Source organism: Mechercharimyces sp. CAU 1602, assembly GCF_024753565.1.
Taxonomy (GTDB): domain Bacteria; phylum Bacillota; class Bacilli; order Thermoactinomycetales; family JANTPT01; genus Mechercharimyces.
In genome coordinates this window covers 604,297-619,950 of record NZ_JANTPT010000001.1, presented here as the reverse complement: position 1 = coordinate 619,950, position 15,654 = coordinate 604,297, and the positions used below count along the sequence as shown (strand labels likewise).

General features: G+C 45.2%; 18 protein-coding genes. 2 read left to right on the top strand and 16 right to left on the bottom strand.

Features of this window, described 5'->3' with window-relative positions:
• Positions 1-49: 49 nt before the first annotated feature.
• From NXZ84_RS03355 to NXZ84_RS03335, 5 genes are all read right to left on the bottom strand, one after another.
• Positions 50-1,585, bottom strand: a complete 1,536-nt coding sequence (locus NXZ84_RS03355) for an acyl-CoA carboxylase subunit beta (protein WP_258838865.1) — start codon at positions 1,583-1,585, stop codon at positions 50-52.
• A gap of 19 nt (positions 1,586-1,604) precedes the next feature.
• Positions 1,605-2,369: an enoyl-CoA hydratase-related protein gene (locus NXZ84_RS03350; RefSeq protein WP_258840321.1), complete on the bottom strand. Its 765-nt coding sequence runs from the start codon at positions 2,367-2,369 to the stop codon at positions 1,605-1,607.
• 48 nt (positions 2,370-2,417) lie between these two features.
• Positions 2,418-3,311 (bottom strand): hydroxymethylglutaryl-CoA lyase, encoded by an 894-nt coding sequence (locus NXZ84_RS03345; RefSeq protein ID WP_396654000.1) that lies wholly within the window; start codon positions 3,309-3,311, stop codon positions 2,418-2,420.
• A 29-nt stretch (positions 3,312-3,340) separates the two neighbouring features.
• Complete coding sequence (locus NXZ84_RS03340) at positions 3,341-3,553, bottom strand: acetyl-CoA carboxylase biotin carboxyl carrier protein subunit (protein ID WP_258838863.1); 213 nt, start codon at positions 3,551-3,553, stop codon at positions 3,341-3,343.
• Between the two features lie 124 nt (positions 3,554-3,677).
• On the bottom strand, positions 3,678-5,021 hold the full coding sequence (locus NXZ84_RS03335) for an acetyl-CoA carboxylase biotin carboxylase subunit (protein ID WP_258840320.1): 1,344 nt from the start codon (positions 5,019-5,021) through the stop codon (positions 3,678-3,680).
• Between the two features lie 178 nt (positions 5,022-5,199).
• On the opposite strand from NXZ84_RS03335, the gene NXZ84_RS03330 reads away from it, so the two are divergent.
• Positions 5,200-5,667, top strand: coding sequence for an N-acetyltransferase (locus NXZ84_RS03330; RefSeq protein ID WP_258838862.1), 468 nt, complete (start codon positions 5,200-5,202; stop codon positions 5,665-5,667).
• 71 nt (positions 5,668-5,738) lie between these two features.
• Here NXZ84_RS03330 and NXZ84_RS03325 read toward each other — a convergent pair whose 3' ends face one another.
• The gene (locus tag NXZ84_RS03325; protein ID WP_258838861.1) at positions 5,739-6,350 is read right to left on the bottom strand and encodes an RsfA family transcriptional regulator; all 612 of its coding nucleotides are present in this window, start codon (positions 6,348-6,350) and stop codon (positions 5,739-5,741) included.
• Between the two features lie 223 nt (positions 6,351-6,573).
• Entirely contained in the window at positions 6,574-7,347 is a 774-nt protein-coding gene (locus NXZ84_RS03320; RefSeq protein ID WP_258838860.1) for an enoyl-CoA hydratase/isomerase family protein, read from the bottom strand.
• A 159-nt stretch (positions 7,348-7,506) separates the two neighbouring features.
• On the opposite strand from NXZ84_RS03320, the gene NXZ84_RS03315 reads away from it, so the two are divergent.
• Positions 7,507-7,734 carry a DUF2626 domain-containing protein gene (locus tag NXZ84_RS03315; RefSeq protein WP_258838859.1) on the top strand — a complete coding sequence of 76 codons (228 nt, stop codon included), beginning with the start codon at positions 7,507-7,509 and terminating at the stop codon, positions 7,732-7,734.
• A gap of 35 nt (positions 7,735-7,769) precedes the next feature.
• Here NXZ84_RS03315 and NXZ84_RS03310 read toward each other — a convergent pair whose 3' ends face one another.
• From NXZ84_RS03310 to aroA, 9 genes are all read right to left on the bottom strand, one after another.
• The gene (locus NXZ84_RS03310) at positions 7,770-8,876 is read right to left on the bottom strand and encodes a class I SAM-dependent methyltransferase (RefSeq protein WP_258838858.1); all 1,107 of its coding nucleotides are present in this window, start codon (positions 8,874-8,876) and stop codon (positions 7,770-7,772) included.
• A gap of 148 nt (positions 8,877-9,024) precedes the next feature.
• Entirely contained in the window at positions 9,025-9,345 is a 321-nt protein-coding gene (locus NXZ84_RS03305) for a rhodanese-like domain-containing protein (protein ID WP_258838857.1), read from the bottom strand.
• A 20-nt stretch (positions 9,346-9,365) separates the two neighbouring features.
• Complete coding sequence (resA, locus tag NXZ84_RS03300) at positions 9,366-9,908, bottom strand: thiol-disulfide oxidoreductase ResA (protein WP_258838856.1); 543 nt, start codon at positions 9,906-9,908, stop codon at positions 9,366-9,368.
• A gap of 33 nt (positions 9,909-9,941) precedes the next feature.
• Positions 9,942-10,658: a cytochrome c biogenesis CcdA family protein gene (locus NXZ84_RS03295; RefSeq protein WP_258838855.1), complete on the bottom strand. Its 717-nt coding sequence runs from the start codon at positions 10,656-10,658 to the stop codon at positions 9,942-9,944.
• A 22-nt stretch (positions 10,659-10,680) separates the two neighbouring features.
• Positions 10,681-11,289, bottom strand: coding sequence for a TlpA family protein disulfide reductase (locus NXZ84_RS03290; RefSeq protein WP_258838854.1), 609 nt, complete (start codon positions 11,287-11,289; stop codon positions 10,681-10,683).
• Between the two features lie 172 nt (positions 11,290-11,461).
• Positions 11,462-11,668 carry a copper chaperone CopZ gene (copZ, locus tag NXZ84_RS03285; protein ID WP_258838853.1) on the bottom strand — a complete coding sequence of 69 codons (207 nt, stop codon included), beginning with the start codon at positions 11,666-11,668 and terminating at the stop codon, positions 11,462-11,464.
• 73 nt (positions 11,669-11,741) lie between these two features.
• Positions 11,742-13,832 (bottom strand): heavy metal translocating P-type ATPase, encoded by a 2,091-nt coding sequence (locus NXZ84_RS03280; RefSeq protein ID WP_258838852.1) that lies wholly within the window; start codon positions 13,830-13,832, stop codon positions 11,742-11,744.
• Positions 13,825-14,211: an ArsR/SmtB family transcription factor gene (locus NXZ84_RS03275; RefSeq protein WP_309495515.1), complete on the bottom strand. Its 387-nt coding sequence runs from the start codon at positions 14,209-14,211 to the stop codon at positions 13,825-13,827. The genes NXZ84_RS03280 and NXZ84_RS03275 overlap by 8 nt, the downstream gene beginning before the upstream one ends.
• Before the next feature lie 158 nt (positions 14,212-14,369).
• Positions 14,370-15,653, bottom strand: coding sequence for a 3-phosphoshikimate 1-carboxyvinyltransferase (gene aroA, locus NXZ84_RS03270; protein WP_396654025.1), 1,284 nt, complete (start codon positions 15,651-15,653; stop codon positions 14,370-14,372).
• Position 15,654: the final 1 nt, after the last annotated feature.

Genomic DNA, 15,654 nt, shown 5'->3' with positions numbered 1-15,654 from the left:
AAGCGCTAACGCTATGTAAAAAGCCCACGGCTATTAGCCGTGGGAGCAATTATACTGGATATACGGGATGTTTCCGTCGCGAGAAGGTAACTGTTTTGTTTTCATACGCTGCAAAACGCAAATGTAATTCTTGTCGCAATCGTGATGGTTGAACGATATCATCTACGATTAGTTCCGCCGCTAAACGATATATATCAATGTCCTCTACATACTCTGCCCGTTTTGCTTGAATAAATGCAGTACGCTCCTCACCTTCTAGCTTCGCGATATGGTTACTGTAAACGGCATTTACCGCTGCTTCAGGACCCATAACAGCAATTTGTGCCGTCGGCAGTGCTAAACAGCAATCTGGTTCAAATGCCGGTCCTGCCATGGCATATAAACCCGCTCCATATGCTTTACGAACAACTACTGAAATTTTAGGAACCGTCGCCTCCGACATAGCAGCGATCATTTTGGCGCCGTGACGAATAATTCCGTTTTTCTCTACTTGCGTGCCAATCATAAACCCAGGCACATCGGCTAAGAAGAGCAAGGGAATATTAAACGCATCACATAATGTGATAAAGCGAGCCGCCTTATCGGCCGTATCAGCAAAAAGCACCCCACCTTTCACTTTCGACTGGTTCGCTATTATTCCAATTGATCGACCTTCGATTCGTGCCAACCCAGTGATCAATTCCCCTGCAAACAATTTCTTCACTTCAAAGAAGGAGTCTTTATCAATTAATGCTTCTATCACTTCATACATATCAAACGGCATATTTTGATGATCAGGGACAATCTCTTCGATCGCTTTCGCTGATGCAAGAGGTGCGTGCACCGGTGCTAACGGAGGTCTCTGTTCATAATTCCGTGGAAAATAAGATAAATAGTTACGTGCGAGTTGGATTGCCTCTTCCTCTGATTCAGCCAATACATCCCCACAGCCACTCTTAGTACAGTGCATCCGCGCGCCGCCCATCTCTTCCAACGTCACTTTTTCACCAATCACCATCTCAGCCATTCGTGGCGATCCTAAATACATGCTAGCGCGTTGGTCAACCATGATTACAATATCGCAAAAAGCCGGAATATATGCACCGCCAGCAGCCGAAGGGCCAAAGAGCAGACATATTTGCGGAATTTGTCCAGACAACTTCACCTGATTATAAAATATGCGGCCTGCTCCACGCCGCCCCGGAAACATTTCAATTTGATCGGTAATACGAGCCCCCGCGGAATCGACCAAGTATAAAAGAGGAACCTGTAGTCGTTCCGCTGTCTCTTGAATACGGATAATTTTTTCTACTGTCCGCGATCCCCATGAGCCTGCTTTCACAGTGGAGTCATTTGCCATCACACATACTTGTTGCCCATGAATCTTCCCCAGTGCGGTTATCACACCATCGGCTGGCAACCCTTCTTCTAAACCATTAGCAAACAAGCCGTCTTCCACTATCTCTCCATCATCGAATAACCTTTGTAAGCGTTCACGGACAAACCATTTCTGTTGCTCTTTGAGGCGCTCGTGATACTTAGGTGCTCCTCCCGTCGCTATCGTAGCTCGACGATCTTGTAATTGAGCTTCTGTCTCTTTTCTCACTGTGCTCCACTCCTTCTTCTCATTCTCCTAAATAGATCGGTTTGCGCTTCTCACGAAATGATTGTAGCCCCTCGATACGGTCCTTCGTTGGAATAAGGGTTTCATAAGATTTCGCTTCAATCATCAATCCTGTCTCAAGATCGACTTCCTTCCCGAGGTTTATAGCCGACTTTGCTTGTGCCACCGCCAGGGGTGCGTTATCACAGATAAGCGCCGCTATCCCCATTGCTGTAGGCATCAGTTCCTCTGCCGTAGTCACCTGTGTCACCAATCCGATGCGTTCCGCTTCGGCAGCATCGATTTTCCGCGCAGTAAAGATCAACTCTTTTGCCTTAGCACTGCCCACGATTCGAGGAAGCAATTGTGTCCCACCCGCACCAGGGATAATCCCTAATGAAGTTTCAGTCAAACCAAAGATCGCTTCTGTAGAAGCAAAGCGAATATCCGCTGCCAAGGCGAGCTCCATGCCTCCGCCAAGCGCCAATCCATTAACCGCTGCAATAATTGGTTTCGGCAGTTGTGAGAGTGCATAAAATGTCTCTCGTATCGTTTTTACATAACGACGTACTTGTTCAGGAGGCATACCACGCCGTTCTTTCAAATCCGCACCCGAACAAAACGCGCGCCCCCTACCCGTAAGAATGACAGCGCGTGTCGCTTTTGAATAGGATAGTTCTTCAATAATCCGTTGTAATTCGTGCAGCGCATTTAGATTAAGTGCGTTATATACTTCGGGTCGTTGCAACGTTATAACAGAAATACCCTCTCTTCTTTCCCACTCCATCGCTTTCACTGCCTTCGCCACCTCACCTCATAATGTGATGATGCCAAGCTATCTTTTCGCTGCTGCCACATAATGATGTAATACGCGAGAAGGAAGTGGTTTTTGCAACCATTCTTGCAGTTTTACACTAACTGCACAGAGATTGGATAAGTTTACTCCAGTTGACACACCGTTTCCTTCTAGCATGTAGATCAAATCCTCCGTTGCCATATTACCTGCTGCTCCAGGGGCGTAGGGACACCCTCCCAACCCACCAAAGGAGCTATCCAGTGTTGAGATTCCCTCTTCGAGAGCAACATAACTATTTGCTAAAGCAGTCCCATGTGTATCATGAAAATGACCTGCCAACGTCCGCATAGGAACGTACTCACCTAGACTACGCAACATTTGTTTTACCTGTTTCGGAGTTGCAACTCCAATCGTATCTCCTAAAGAAATTTCATATACACCATACGATAGTAGCCGTTCACAAATTTCTATCACTTGTCGGTGGGAAACCTTTCCTTCGTAAGGACAACCAAATACTGTTGAAACATATCCACGCACTTTTTTCTTAGCAGAAATAGCAAGGGCAGTCACTTCCTGCATAGACGTTAAAGAGTCCGCGATCGACTGATTTATATTTTTTTTATTATGTGTTTCACTCGCTGATAAAAAGACCGCTACCTCATCGATATCAGCTGCCAAAGCACGCTCCAACCCTCTCCGATTAGGTACGAGCGCCCGATAACTCACCTCATGTACACGTGGGAGAGATGTCACAAGCTTGTCCGCATCGCGTAAAGACGGAATCCACTTCGGATGTACGAAAGAAGTTACTTCTAGGTGCTTTAACCCAGCAGCGATTAACCCTTGAATACACTCCACCTTTATTTCCGTGGGAATAAAAGTGGATTCATTTTGCAAGCCATCACGTAATCCTACTTCTACAATTTTCACCACGGGCCCCATTCTCCTTTTCAAATCTCATTCTACTTTAGCTCTATCAATATATCCCCCTCGCCCACAAACGAGCCGCTCTCTGCTTTAATCTCATGAACAACCCCATCAGCTTCTGCCGTGATAGGCACCTCCATTTTCATTGACTCTAAAATGACAACTTCTTGACCTGCTTTTACTTCATCTCCAGCTTGTACTAACACTTTCCATACAGTTCCTGCCATTGAAGCACATATCTGACTCATCCTCATTCACCCTTTCTCTTCTCAATCTCACAACCATTTATCTTTTACTACCTAATATTGGCGCATAGCAAAAAATATCCTGCCCCGAAGCCCAGCATCATCTCTCATTTCTATTACTCTGTTACTACTTTTTGCGCGCTTCCGCTAGCATGCGTTCAAGATACTGCGTATCCACCTGACCTGCCTGAAAAGAGTTGCTCTTTAACACTTGTATCAAGAGCGGAATATTTGTTTTGATCCCTTTAATCTCCATAGAAGAGAGTGCCTCCATACTGCGCGCGAGAGCCTCTTCTCGCGTGGAACCGCTTACAATACATTTCGCAATCATAGGATCGTAGAATGGAGAGACATCGTTACCTGCCTCTACTCCGCTATCTATACGAATGCCTTCTCCCAGTGGCCACTTCAGTTCACTAATATGACCGGGAGACGGAAATAAAGTTTCTGGATTTTCAGCGTAAATACGATATTCTAGTGCATGACCTTGTGGACGCAAAGGCACATGCACGGGAAGTTCTTCCCCTTCAGCAATCTTTAACTGCCACTCTACCAAATCCCAGCCTGTCACCTGTTCCGTAACAGGATGCTCAACCTGCAAGCGCGTATTCATTTCCAGAAAATATATGTTTTCTTCCTTATCTACAATAAACTCTACTGTGCCTGCGCCTGTGTAATGTACAGCTTTCCCCGCTTTCACTGCCGCTTCATATAAACGCTCTCGGGTTGAGTCATGAATAGAAGGGGATAAACTTTCTTCTATCACTTTTTGATTACGCCGTTGCACTGAACACTCTCGTTCAAACAGATGCATGACATTTCCCTCTTTATCTCCCATGATCTGCACTTCCACATGGCGGGGGTATTGAACGTATCTCTCTAAATACAGCGTACCATTACCAAAGTAAGTGGCCGAGCGAGTTTGCACAGATGAAAAGTGTTTACGCAATTCATTCTCATCATGGCAGACAGCCATTCCAACTCCCCCACCCCCATGACTCGCTTTCACCATAATAGGATAGCCGATTTCCGCTGCCGCTACTACAGCCTGCTCTACGTCAGCTACATCCTCGGTACCAGGAATGATCGGAACACCCGCCGCTTTCATCATTCGGCGTGCTAGCACTTTCTCTCCCATCTGTGCAATCACTTCTGGCCGCGGACCGATAAAGATAATACCAGCCTTCTCCACTTCCTCAGCAAAAAGACTATTTTCAGATAGGAGACCATATCCAGGGTGAATAGCATCTGCACCGGTTCTCTTTGCAGCCTCAATAACCTTCTCCATATTTAAATAACTTTCTTTTACTTGTGATGCACCAATATGAACGGCTTCATCTGCCGCGTATACATACGGAAGTTCACGATCCGCATCAGAATATATCGCAACACTAGCAATCCCTAACCTTTTACATGTACGAATGACACGAGCAGCAATTTCTCCACGATTAGCAATCAATACTTTCTGTATCACCTTAACCCTCCAATATAACTAATAAAATTCGAAATAAAGGTTTCATGAAGAAAAATTCGACAAAAAGAGTGTTTTTCCTCCTTGGGATTGATTTCGAAAACAGTAAAAACTACCCCTCCATCAGTTAAGAACATGTTATAATAGCCTTGATGTTTGGATTTATGGAGGGATAGTCATGCAGGTAGAACGATTAAAGATCAATTACAAAACATTGGAAGAGTTTCGCAAGTTCCAAGAGTACGGATTACAAGAGCTTTCCATGTTAGAAGACTTAGAAGCCAATCTCATCGAGAATGACAGCGACTCTCCCTTTTATGGAATTCGTAAAGGTGAAGAATTGGTCGCTCGTATCAGCTTATATCGCATCAATAAAAAATACGATCCCTTTTTCCAACCTGCACAAGATTATTTCGAACTATGGAAGCTCGAAGTTCTTCCCCCATATCGCGGTCAACATTATGGCACCGCATTGGTTGAACACGCAAAAACACTAGGCCTACCTATTAAAACCAATGCTCGTCGCGGTTCGGATGATTTTTGGTTGAAAATGGGATTTACTCCTGTAAACTATAACCCTGTGCGTGATCGCGGAGAAAACCCTTATGTCTGGTTACCGATCGGAGTCCAATTACGGGACGCATAAACAAAGCGACAACTGTTCAAGATAATACCCCATAAATATAACCCACCAGTCTACTTGGTGGGTCGTCTTTTTTACTTATCCACTCTCTCTAAATTCCCATTAGAGTCCATACGAAACCTAGAGCGTAAGTGATCACTCTCTTGTTCCTCTAAGAACGCCATCTTACGCGCACGATCCATGATTTGAATAAGCGCTTTATAATCATCATTCACCACTTGATAATCGGTTTCAACATGATCGAGTCTTCCACGCATATTCATGTTTTCATGCTCTAAACGCGAGATTTTTTCTTCTCGTTCTTCCAAATCCCGCTCTAATTTTTCTTGATAAGCTTTCATGTCACGCAGTTCATTCTTATAGTGACGCAAAAAGCGGATGATCGAGTCAATTGATAAATTTTCTTCTTTACCAAATTCATCGGTAAAGGTCATACGAGCTGATTTCCCACGTGCCTGCGCATTTTTTTGCCGCTGTGACTTAGCAATTTGAATGGCAGCGTCGTACTTCTTACGAACATCGCTGTTCCAACGAAACCCACAAGCAGCTGGTGTTCTCCCTAGTTTCTCAGCTACCTCTTCAAATGCGAGTAGCTGCGTACTTCCTTCTCTTATATGGCGTAACGTTACTTCCGCCAAGATGAGATCGTCTTCAGACGTCCATGCATCCTGTCTTTTAGCAACCATCCATCGAACCTCCCATACCTCTACTTTGATAAAACCCACGTTGTTTAATCTGTATGCTAGAGATATAAAACGTAGTATATGATCTAGTATTTTTTATATCCTAAATCGCTTCTCCTTATACACATTCAACGTGATTGGTGGTATGAGGGATGATAGACAACCCCTATCTATCGCCTGTCAAATAAGATTAATTCCTCTCTTTACTCTCTATTTTCGCCTTTAATTATACCTCTTCTTTTTTTACTCTTTTTTGCAAAAATGCATCAACCGCATTCCGATGTTCTGGCGATTCCCACAATAGTGAGCATGAATGACTCTCATGTAAAAAAAACTCCCTCTCTTCTCTTTCTTCCACAGCGCGTGCCATCTTCATATATGCTTGAATTACTGGCAGAGATGCTTGCGTTAACCGCTCTGCCTCTATTTGCATCATCTCTAAAAATCCGGTTGAAGGAAATATGCGATCAGCAAGCCCTATTCGTTCCGCCTCCCTACTCGTTATACGTTCCCCACTCAGCAATAATGGAAGTGCTTTGTTGGTACCTATTTTTTGAAGCAAGCGAGTGCCACCGCCCCATCCTGATGTAATACCGAGTAATACTTGAATAAAACCAAAAGAAGCATGTTCACTAGCATAGATCAAATCGCAACTTACCGCGATCTCGCAACCGCCTCCCACAGCAACACCTTCCACTGCTGCAATGGTCGGTTTATGTATCTCCCTCAACTTTTGGAGACAGTTATTCATCCGCTTCATCAGGGGGAATATATCTTCATACGTCTCTTTCTGATGAAACTCACTTAAATCTCCCCCAGACACAAAGGTTCGTTCATCCCCAGTAAAAACAATCACCTTCACTTCGGTATTGCTCTCGTACGCTACAATAACCTCCTCCAACTCTGCCATCATCTCCTGATTAACTGCGTGACGCACATGTGGACGAGTGAAAACCACCCATCCCACTCCATTTTTTATGCTTGTCCGTAACGTTTCCAATGATCGTTCTCCTTTCTGTCAATAAATCGCCTTTAAAATCGCCTTTTTGCAACCCTCTTTTTTATGGTATCATAACTGTGGGTATCATTCGGTCAGATCTTGGGATGCTAACGAATAACGGTTTTTCATCGTTACATACGCAAAAAGGGGTGAGAACCATTGGATAAGATGTTTAGAGTACTCGGATTTTGGACATTTGTGATTGCGCTCATGTTCCTCGCTGGACAAATGTATAATTTAGCCGTTCTCTTCTTAATTGAGACTGCTTTTTTTGTTATTCTCGGCTATATGCGTTTCACGGAACGTACCTATATGTACCTCTTTCATGCTTATATGATCGTCACCTTTATTGGGATGGTCACCTATTCCTTCTTCTTCATGCATTAATAAAGAGAACTCCCGCAAGGGAGTCTTTTTCGTTTTTAACATCCTTTTGCATGAATCATGACCTTAAACACTTCACCCATCGCCTCTGGCAGTATCAACTGCATCACTGCCCTACGTTCACGAGCCGCCGCACAAAACGGATCTTGATATTCTGCCGTGACCGCTATCTCTTCTAATATTCCCGCTCCTACTAAAAAAGATCCCTGGCTCTCATAACTCACTCTTCTCCACCCTAGCTGTTCTGCCCACTTGTGTAAAGCAGTGAAGTTTACATCATATGTAATATCTGATTCTCCTGGGCAAGTAAGCCATCGACGATGGACACGATGATTGCGAAAACAGCGCAAGGAACCTTCTAAACGCCCAGAATGGTATACTTCTTCCATCTCGCCTCCGTAATCAATCGTCACGACAATGGCTTGCGTCAAATGATCTGTTATTTGCTTCCACCATTTCTGTGCGCTAAATGCCACCTCTACAATCTGCCCTTTCTCAAGGGTAGTTCCTAACAAATCAAAGTAAGCGCCTATTTGCTTCTCCATGTAGGTTGGAGGAGAACAAAAATCCTCAGCTAACCCTTGTCCGTCGGTGGATTTTGTCACCACTCCTAACTCCCATCCCCGCTCTCCTCTCCTAACCCTATGAACGGGCAGGGCATCAAAAAATTCATTGCTAATAACGATGACAGGTTCCTTTCTGCAGACATCGCTTAGCTGATCGATCCACTGACAGCGATCACTAGTTAATAGCGGCTGTAATCGATCGGATTGCAGGCAGCGATGGTACTTACTCGTTTCTAGCAAATAGTACCGTTGCGGACCACCCCCTATTTGCTCCCATACCTCCCATAAGTGAGCGCATAAACGTCCATCTCCAGCTCCCAGTTCCACTACTTGCCACTGGTCAAAGTCTCGGCTCATTTCGAGCAACTTTTTACCTAAGGATCGGGCGAAGATTGGGCTTACGACGGGGCTTGTATAAAAGTCTCCCTCCTTTCCAACCTTAAGACGATCACGCTGATAATATCCCCACTGAGGATGATACAACGCTTGTGTCATATAATGTTCGCAGGAAATAGTGTGGGACGGACTTTGCTCAATCTCTCGCAGGAGCAATGATAATAGTTTATTTTCTCTTCCCATGACTCTCCCCTTCAATCTTAAAATTTGATTGATTGGCTAAATTCTCATTACGATATCTTCACTTCCCACACTAGCCGGAGCTAGATGTAACCTCCTGCTTTCAAAGTAGCAGATAGGTTACATCAATCAATAGAACTAGAGTACCATTCTATTCAAGCGGGCCTGTCCATTCGAGCATACCTCCCTTAAGATTAAAAAGAGAAGTAAACCCTTTTCCTGCTAGAAAATGAGCGGCCAATTCACTACGCCGACCGCTACGACAAATGAGTACCAAGCTCTGATTGCGGTGCGGCTCCAATTCGTGTATTCGCTCCTCCAATTGATTGACAGGGATATGATAACTATCCGGAATATGAGCCTCCTCATACTCCTCATCCGTACGAACATCGACCCATATATACTGTTGACGCTCTTCAACCGAGGCGGTACTCAGCTCTCGTGCCTCCACATCCTGGTAAGACTGGTTCATTTTCATTCCTCCCACCTATCCTACTCTTTTTGATCCTCTGCCATCATATCATGAATCCACATCTGCATTTGCGCTTCTGTCATCGCACCTTCATACTTCCGTTGGATCTCACCCTCAGGTGAAATAAAAAAAGAGGCAGGTAGATTTCCCACATGATAATCATCCATCGCTATTCTTTTGCTATCCAGCCACAGCGGGAAAGTAAGTTCATGTTGCCGTGCAAAACTGGCAACCGTCACCTTCGATTCAGCAATATTTACACCGACCACAACCACGTCTTCATCTTTATACTGCTGGGATACTCTCTCTAAATCAGGCATCTCCGCTTCACAAGGATCGCACCACGTTGCCCAAAAATTGAGAAGCACATATTTACCACGTAAATCGCTTAATTTTACCTGTTCACCTGTCAGCGACTCTAATTGGATCTCTGGAGCTTGTTCTCCTACCTGTAACTCTTTTTCTTTCCCCTGCTCTAGTGTAAGGTAGATAGCGAAGCCTACCATGACTATTAATATAACAAACGTAATCCGCCGTACCCAAAAGCGCGTTTCTTTCTTCATGAGCGACATTCCATCCTTCCTTTAACTCCTCGCTTAAAACCCACGAAATCCTCCAAACAGATTGCTTAACCACGAAGTAATCACGGTCATTTGGTCAAAGTAAAGTAAAACACCGAAAACAACCATGATGCCCCCTCCGATCTTCATAACCGTACCTGAGTATTTTAAAATCCAACGCGTTCGTCCAACAAAAAACGCCATTATAAAAAAGGGAATCGCAAAGCCTAATGTATAAGCAACGGTATAAAGCATTCCGCGACTAGGATCAGAAGATGCCATCGTCAAAACAGCCCCCAGAATCGGTCCGACACAAGGAGTCCACCCTGCAGCGAAGGCGATTCCTACTAAGCTGGAGCCCAGATAACCCACTGGCTTGTTCTTTACCTCAAATTTTTTCTCTCTCATCATAAAGCTAGGTTGAAACACCCCTAACAGAAAGAGACCCATCGCCACGATTAAAACCCCACCCAGCATGCGGATCAGCGATTGATAGCCATTAAATATATCGCCTATCCATGTAGCGAGCGAACCGAGCGAAAGAAAGACGATAGAAAAACCTAATATAAAAAAGAACGTGTGTAATAGTGTTCCTCTCTGCATCTCTTTGCTTTGCCCCGCTCGATCAGACAGTTGACTTACTGACATCCCTGTTATATACGAGATATACGAGGGATAGAGCGGAAAACAACACGGGGAGATAAAAGATAGTACACCTGCTCCAAATGCTAACCAGATCGTTAATTCTCCCATTTTATCTATCCCTCTTTTCGACTCACTTTTTTTGTAACACCTTATCTAGGTCACGAAATAATTGCTCACGATCGTACTCGCCCACTGTTTTTACCTGAATAACCCCATCTTTATCTAAAAGATACGTTGTAGGTGTTGCCATCACTTGATATAAGTCAGCGGCTTCCCCCGTCTCATCCATTAGAACAGGAAAAGTATAGCCTTCCGCTTTCATATAATCAGGCACAGCATTCTTTTTAAACTCTTCAGAAGTCCAATTTACCATCATAAACTGCATTTCGTCTTTATATTTCTCATATGCCTCTTGTATATAGGGCATCTCATTGCGACAAGGTCCACACCATGTTGCCCAGAAGTTGATGAGAACTGGCTTTCCTTTCTCCATCTCCACTCTCTTACCATCCAGAGTGTCAAGGGAGAAGGAAGGAGGACTCTCTCCCTTGTTAAACCCCGCTTGTACTGCTTTCTCTTCCAACGTAAGGGTTTCTTCTGCCTGATTATCTGCTTCTTTCTCCACCACTTGCGGATCGGTCACTGACGAAGGTGAACCATTCCTTTCAAGGCCTTGCCACACGGAGACAAGCGCTGCGATCACCAGAATAGCAGAGATGACTATGTTACGTGTCCGCATTTCATTCTCCTCCTTGTTCACTCTATTATGTAACTATTGTAAACCATCCTAAGCCACCCTCATACTCCTACTATTATATCGTTTCCACCCTTTTTATTTGTGAATAAGTCGTGAGAAAATGAAGAGAGGCTAGAACATAAATGTTCCAACCCCTCCTACAAGCGTCAACTCCTTAATTCACATCATACCCCTGTCCCTCAATTGCCGCTACCATCTGCGTAATGGAAGTTTGTTCCGGCGTAAAGGAAACCGTAACGGTTCCCTCCGTAAGATCCACCTCAACTCGCTTCACCCCATCCAACTCTATCAAAGCAGCTTCCACTGCACGTTTACAATGATCACAGCTCATACCCTTAACATCAATCGTCTGCTCAATCATATCTGTGTCACTCCTTTTTAAGAAGTAAGATCCTTCATGTATTCATTAACATAATAACGGTCAACGCTCCCCCTTATTTATGGCGGAAAAGACGCATTCCATTAAGAGTTACGAGCAATGTCGCACCCATATCAGCCGCAATAGCAATCCATAGAGTGAGGATACCAGGAAATACAAGTAGCACTGCCAATAGCTTCGTCACAAGCGCAAAGGTAATATTTTGCTTCACGACGGTCATCGCTTTCTTTCCTAGGCGAATGGCGAAAGGCAAGCGTGTTAAGTCATCCCCCATTAATACAATGTCTGCCGTCTCCAATGCAGTATCCGAACCCGCCGCCCCCATCGCAATACCTACAGTAGCAGTTGATAGTGCAGGAGCATCATTAACTCCATCACCAATCATCCCCACATGACCATACTTCTTCGTCAAAGCTTTTACCTGTTTTACTTTCTCATCAGGTAATAATTCAGCATAGACTCCATCTATCCCCACTTGTTTAGCGATTGCATTTGCCGTCTCTTCATGATCTCCTGTCAACATAGCGAGCTCTTTTATTCCCGCTTGATGTAATTGACTCACTGTCGTTACACTTTCATCACGCAGTCGGTCCGCTAACGCAAGCATCCCATCCACCTGTTCTCTCGTGCCTACCATAATTACCGTCTTACCCTCTGCACGCAATTGGTCAGCAAGGGCATTCATCTCACTTGTCACCACATTAAAGGAAGTAAACCAAGTAGGGCTACCCACATATACTTCACCACCTTCTACCTCTGCTCGTGCTCCTTTACCCGTAAAAGCTTCAAAGTTAGCACTAGTGAGGAGGGGATAGTTACGGTGCTTAGCATCGTGTACAACTGCTCGTGCGAGTGGATGTTCTGACAACCGTTCAACCGCAGCGGCCCGCTGCACCAACAGTTTTTCATCCATGCCACCAAAGGTAATACGATCTGTTACCTCCGGCTCTCCATGCGTCAACGTACCTGTTTTATCGAAAGCAATCGCTTGCAGGCTTGCTAGCTGTTCTAAATATATTCCACCTTTCACCAACACTCCGTGCTTAGCTGCATTTCCGATTGCGGACAGGATGGTTACAGGCGTCGAAATCACCAAGGCACAAGGACAAGCAACAACCAATAGGGTCAACGCCCGGTATATCCATTCTTCCCATGCTGCTGATAACAATAGAGGGGGAAGTAAGGCAATCAGCACGGCCAATCCCATCACCAAAGGTGTGTACCATTGTGCAAATCGATCAACAAAGGCCTGGGCTGGTGCCTGTTCTGCCTGCGATTCTTCCACTAAGCGAATGATCTTTGAAATAGTCGTATCTTCCACTCGCTTCGTCACTTCGATCTCCAGTGCCCCACGTTGATTTAATGTACCAGCAAATACATCACTACCATTCTCTTTTCCTACCGGCACCGATTCTCCTGTAATCGCTGCTTGATTCACCATACTCTTACCCGAAAGTACAATCCCGTCTACAGGAATCTTCTCACCAGGACGTACCAGCACACGATCTCCTACAGCAATCTCTTCTACAGACAGTGTTACTTCTTCACCATTTCGAATAACCAGTGCTGTTCGAGGCGCTAGATCCATCACAGATTGAATAGAGCGCCGAGCGCGATCCATCGATGCTTTTTCCAATAATTCACTAAAGGCAAATAATACTGCAACGACCGCACCTTCCCGCCATTCTCCAATGAGGGCAGCACCGATTACAGCAATCGTCATCAGAACATTCATGTCAAATTGTAATCGTGGCAGATTACGTAGCCCGCGTATAAACATCGTATACCCGCCTGTAAGTGCCGCTACCCCATATAAGACAATGGCCACAATCGTTGGAGTAAGTGCAGTCCCCTCTAGTACAGCACCTAAGATTAACAAAAACGTAGAGGAAGCCACACGTACAGTTGTAGGGTCCCAGGCTTTCTTCCTCTCATTCCCTATCTGTTTTTCTTCTACTACCTTGATACCATCAAACTTACCTGCTTCGTTTAGCTCGGCCAAACTAGCTTCTCCTTCTACCCTGAGTTTAAGAGATCCAAAATAGACCGTCGCTTTCTTGACACCCTCAATGTTATTCACATTATCTTCAAACTTACTAGCGCAATGAGCGCAGGATAAATTCTCTAACTTATACGTACTACTCATCACTTTTCCCCTCTTTCGCATGGTGCAATGCCATCTGAATCAATGTGAGAACATGGTCATCATCAAGGGAATATAAAACCCACTTTCCTTCTTTGCGTGACTTTGCCAGCCCCTGATTCTTTAACAGTCGCAAATGATGGGACGCAGTTGCAATTGATGTTTCCAGTACATTCGCTACATCACAGACGCAACACTCTCCCTCCTGTGCCAACATATAGGCGATCTTAAGACGAGTTTCATCTGCCAATGCTTTAAAAATACTGGAGACACCTCCCAACTCCCAGTCCAACCCTTTTAATCGCACTACCTTCTCTTCGTCATAACAGACTACGTCACATGTTGCTTGGTGTTGCTTCATCTGCTCTCTCGTCTCTGCCATCGTTTCCCCTCTTTTCATTCTCACTATCATTTGATTATAGCGTAGCACAAGGACACGATCATTACAATGTTCAAACGATCATCTAAATATAATGGACAAAAAAACCGCCACCTGACCGGTACGGTTTTTTGTTGCAATATGCTTTTTAATACGTTTCTTCACTCCACACACAAATGCTGCACGCATTCTACAAAACCAGGAAATGAGACCTGAATTGCTCCGGCATTTTTCACTTCCACCCCACCTTCAGCTATCAAACCGGCTATTGCTGCCATCATGCCGATGCGATGATCCCCATAGCTATTACACTCATTCCCGATCAGTGGTGTTGGACCATCAATCACCAAACCATCCTCCGTCTCTTCCACACGAGCACCTAACTTTCGTAACTCCTGCGCAGTGGAATAGATGCGGTCCGTCTCCTTCACTCTTAATTCTGCCGCATCAGCAATAACAGTCCGTCCTTCTGCTTGGGTTGCCAGCAACGCCAACAAAGGAATCTCGTCGATGAGGCGCGGAATTAATTCGCCTCCGATATGAATTCCGCGTAAAGACGAAGTGCGAATGGTGATATCGCCGATGGGCTCGCCACAACAAATATCCGTCTGGTTCACATTCATATCTGCCCCCATCGCTCGTACTGCCGTAATGATGCCCGTCCGTGTCGGATTTAAACCTACATCTCGAATCGTAATTTCACTATCAGGTACCAACAAAGCTGCACCGATGAGAAAAGCAGCTGACGAGATGTCCCCAGGAACCTTCACATTCGTCGCACTCAGCGATTGTCCTCCCTGGACAGAAACCCCTTCTGCTGTCACTTCTATATCCACACCAAAACTCGCCAACATCCGTTCACTATGATCGCGTGAGCGGGTAGGTTCAGTCAAGTGAGTAACGCCCTCAGCCTGTAATCCTGCCAACAAGAGGGCCGATTTCACCTGTGCACTGGCGATTGGACTTTCGTATGTGAGCGCAGAAAGGTTTCCTCCCCGAATCGATAACGGCGTATACTTCCCATTCTCCCGTCCATCCAGCTGCGCCCCCATGCGCGATAATGGATGAACCACTCTCCCCATGGGACGACGAGCAATAGATTCATCACCTATTATGGTCGCATGGAAGGGACGACCTGCTAAGATACCGAGCAATAAGCGGATCGTGGTCCCTGAATTACCTACATCCAGCACCGTTTGTGGCTCGCGTAATCCTTCCCATCCTTTTCCGATGACTCGGAGGGAGGTATCCGATTCCGCTTGAATCTCCACCCCTAGTTGGCGAAAACAAGCCACTGTTTGCCTACAATCAGCTCCTGCTAAAAACCCATTAACACGTGTGGTTCCATTCGCCACTGCGCCAAACATGACAGCGCGATGTGAGATTGACTTATCTCCTGGTACCTGTACTTGCCCCTGTAGACGACGTGGAGGATTCATTTTAATA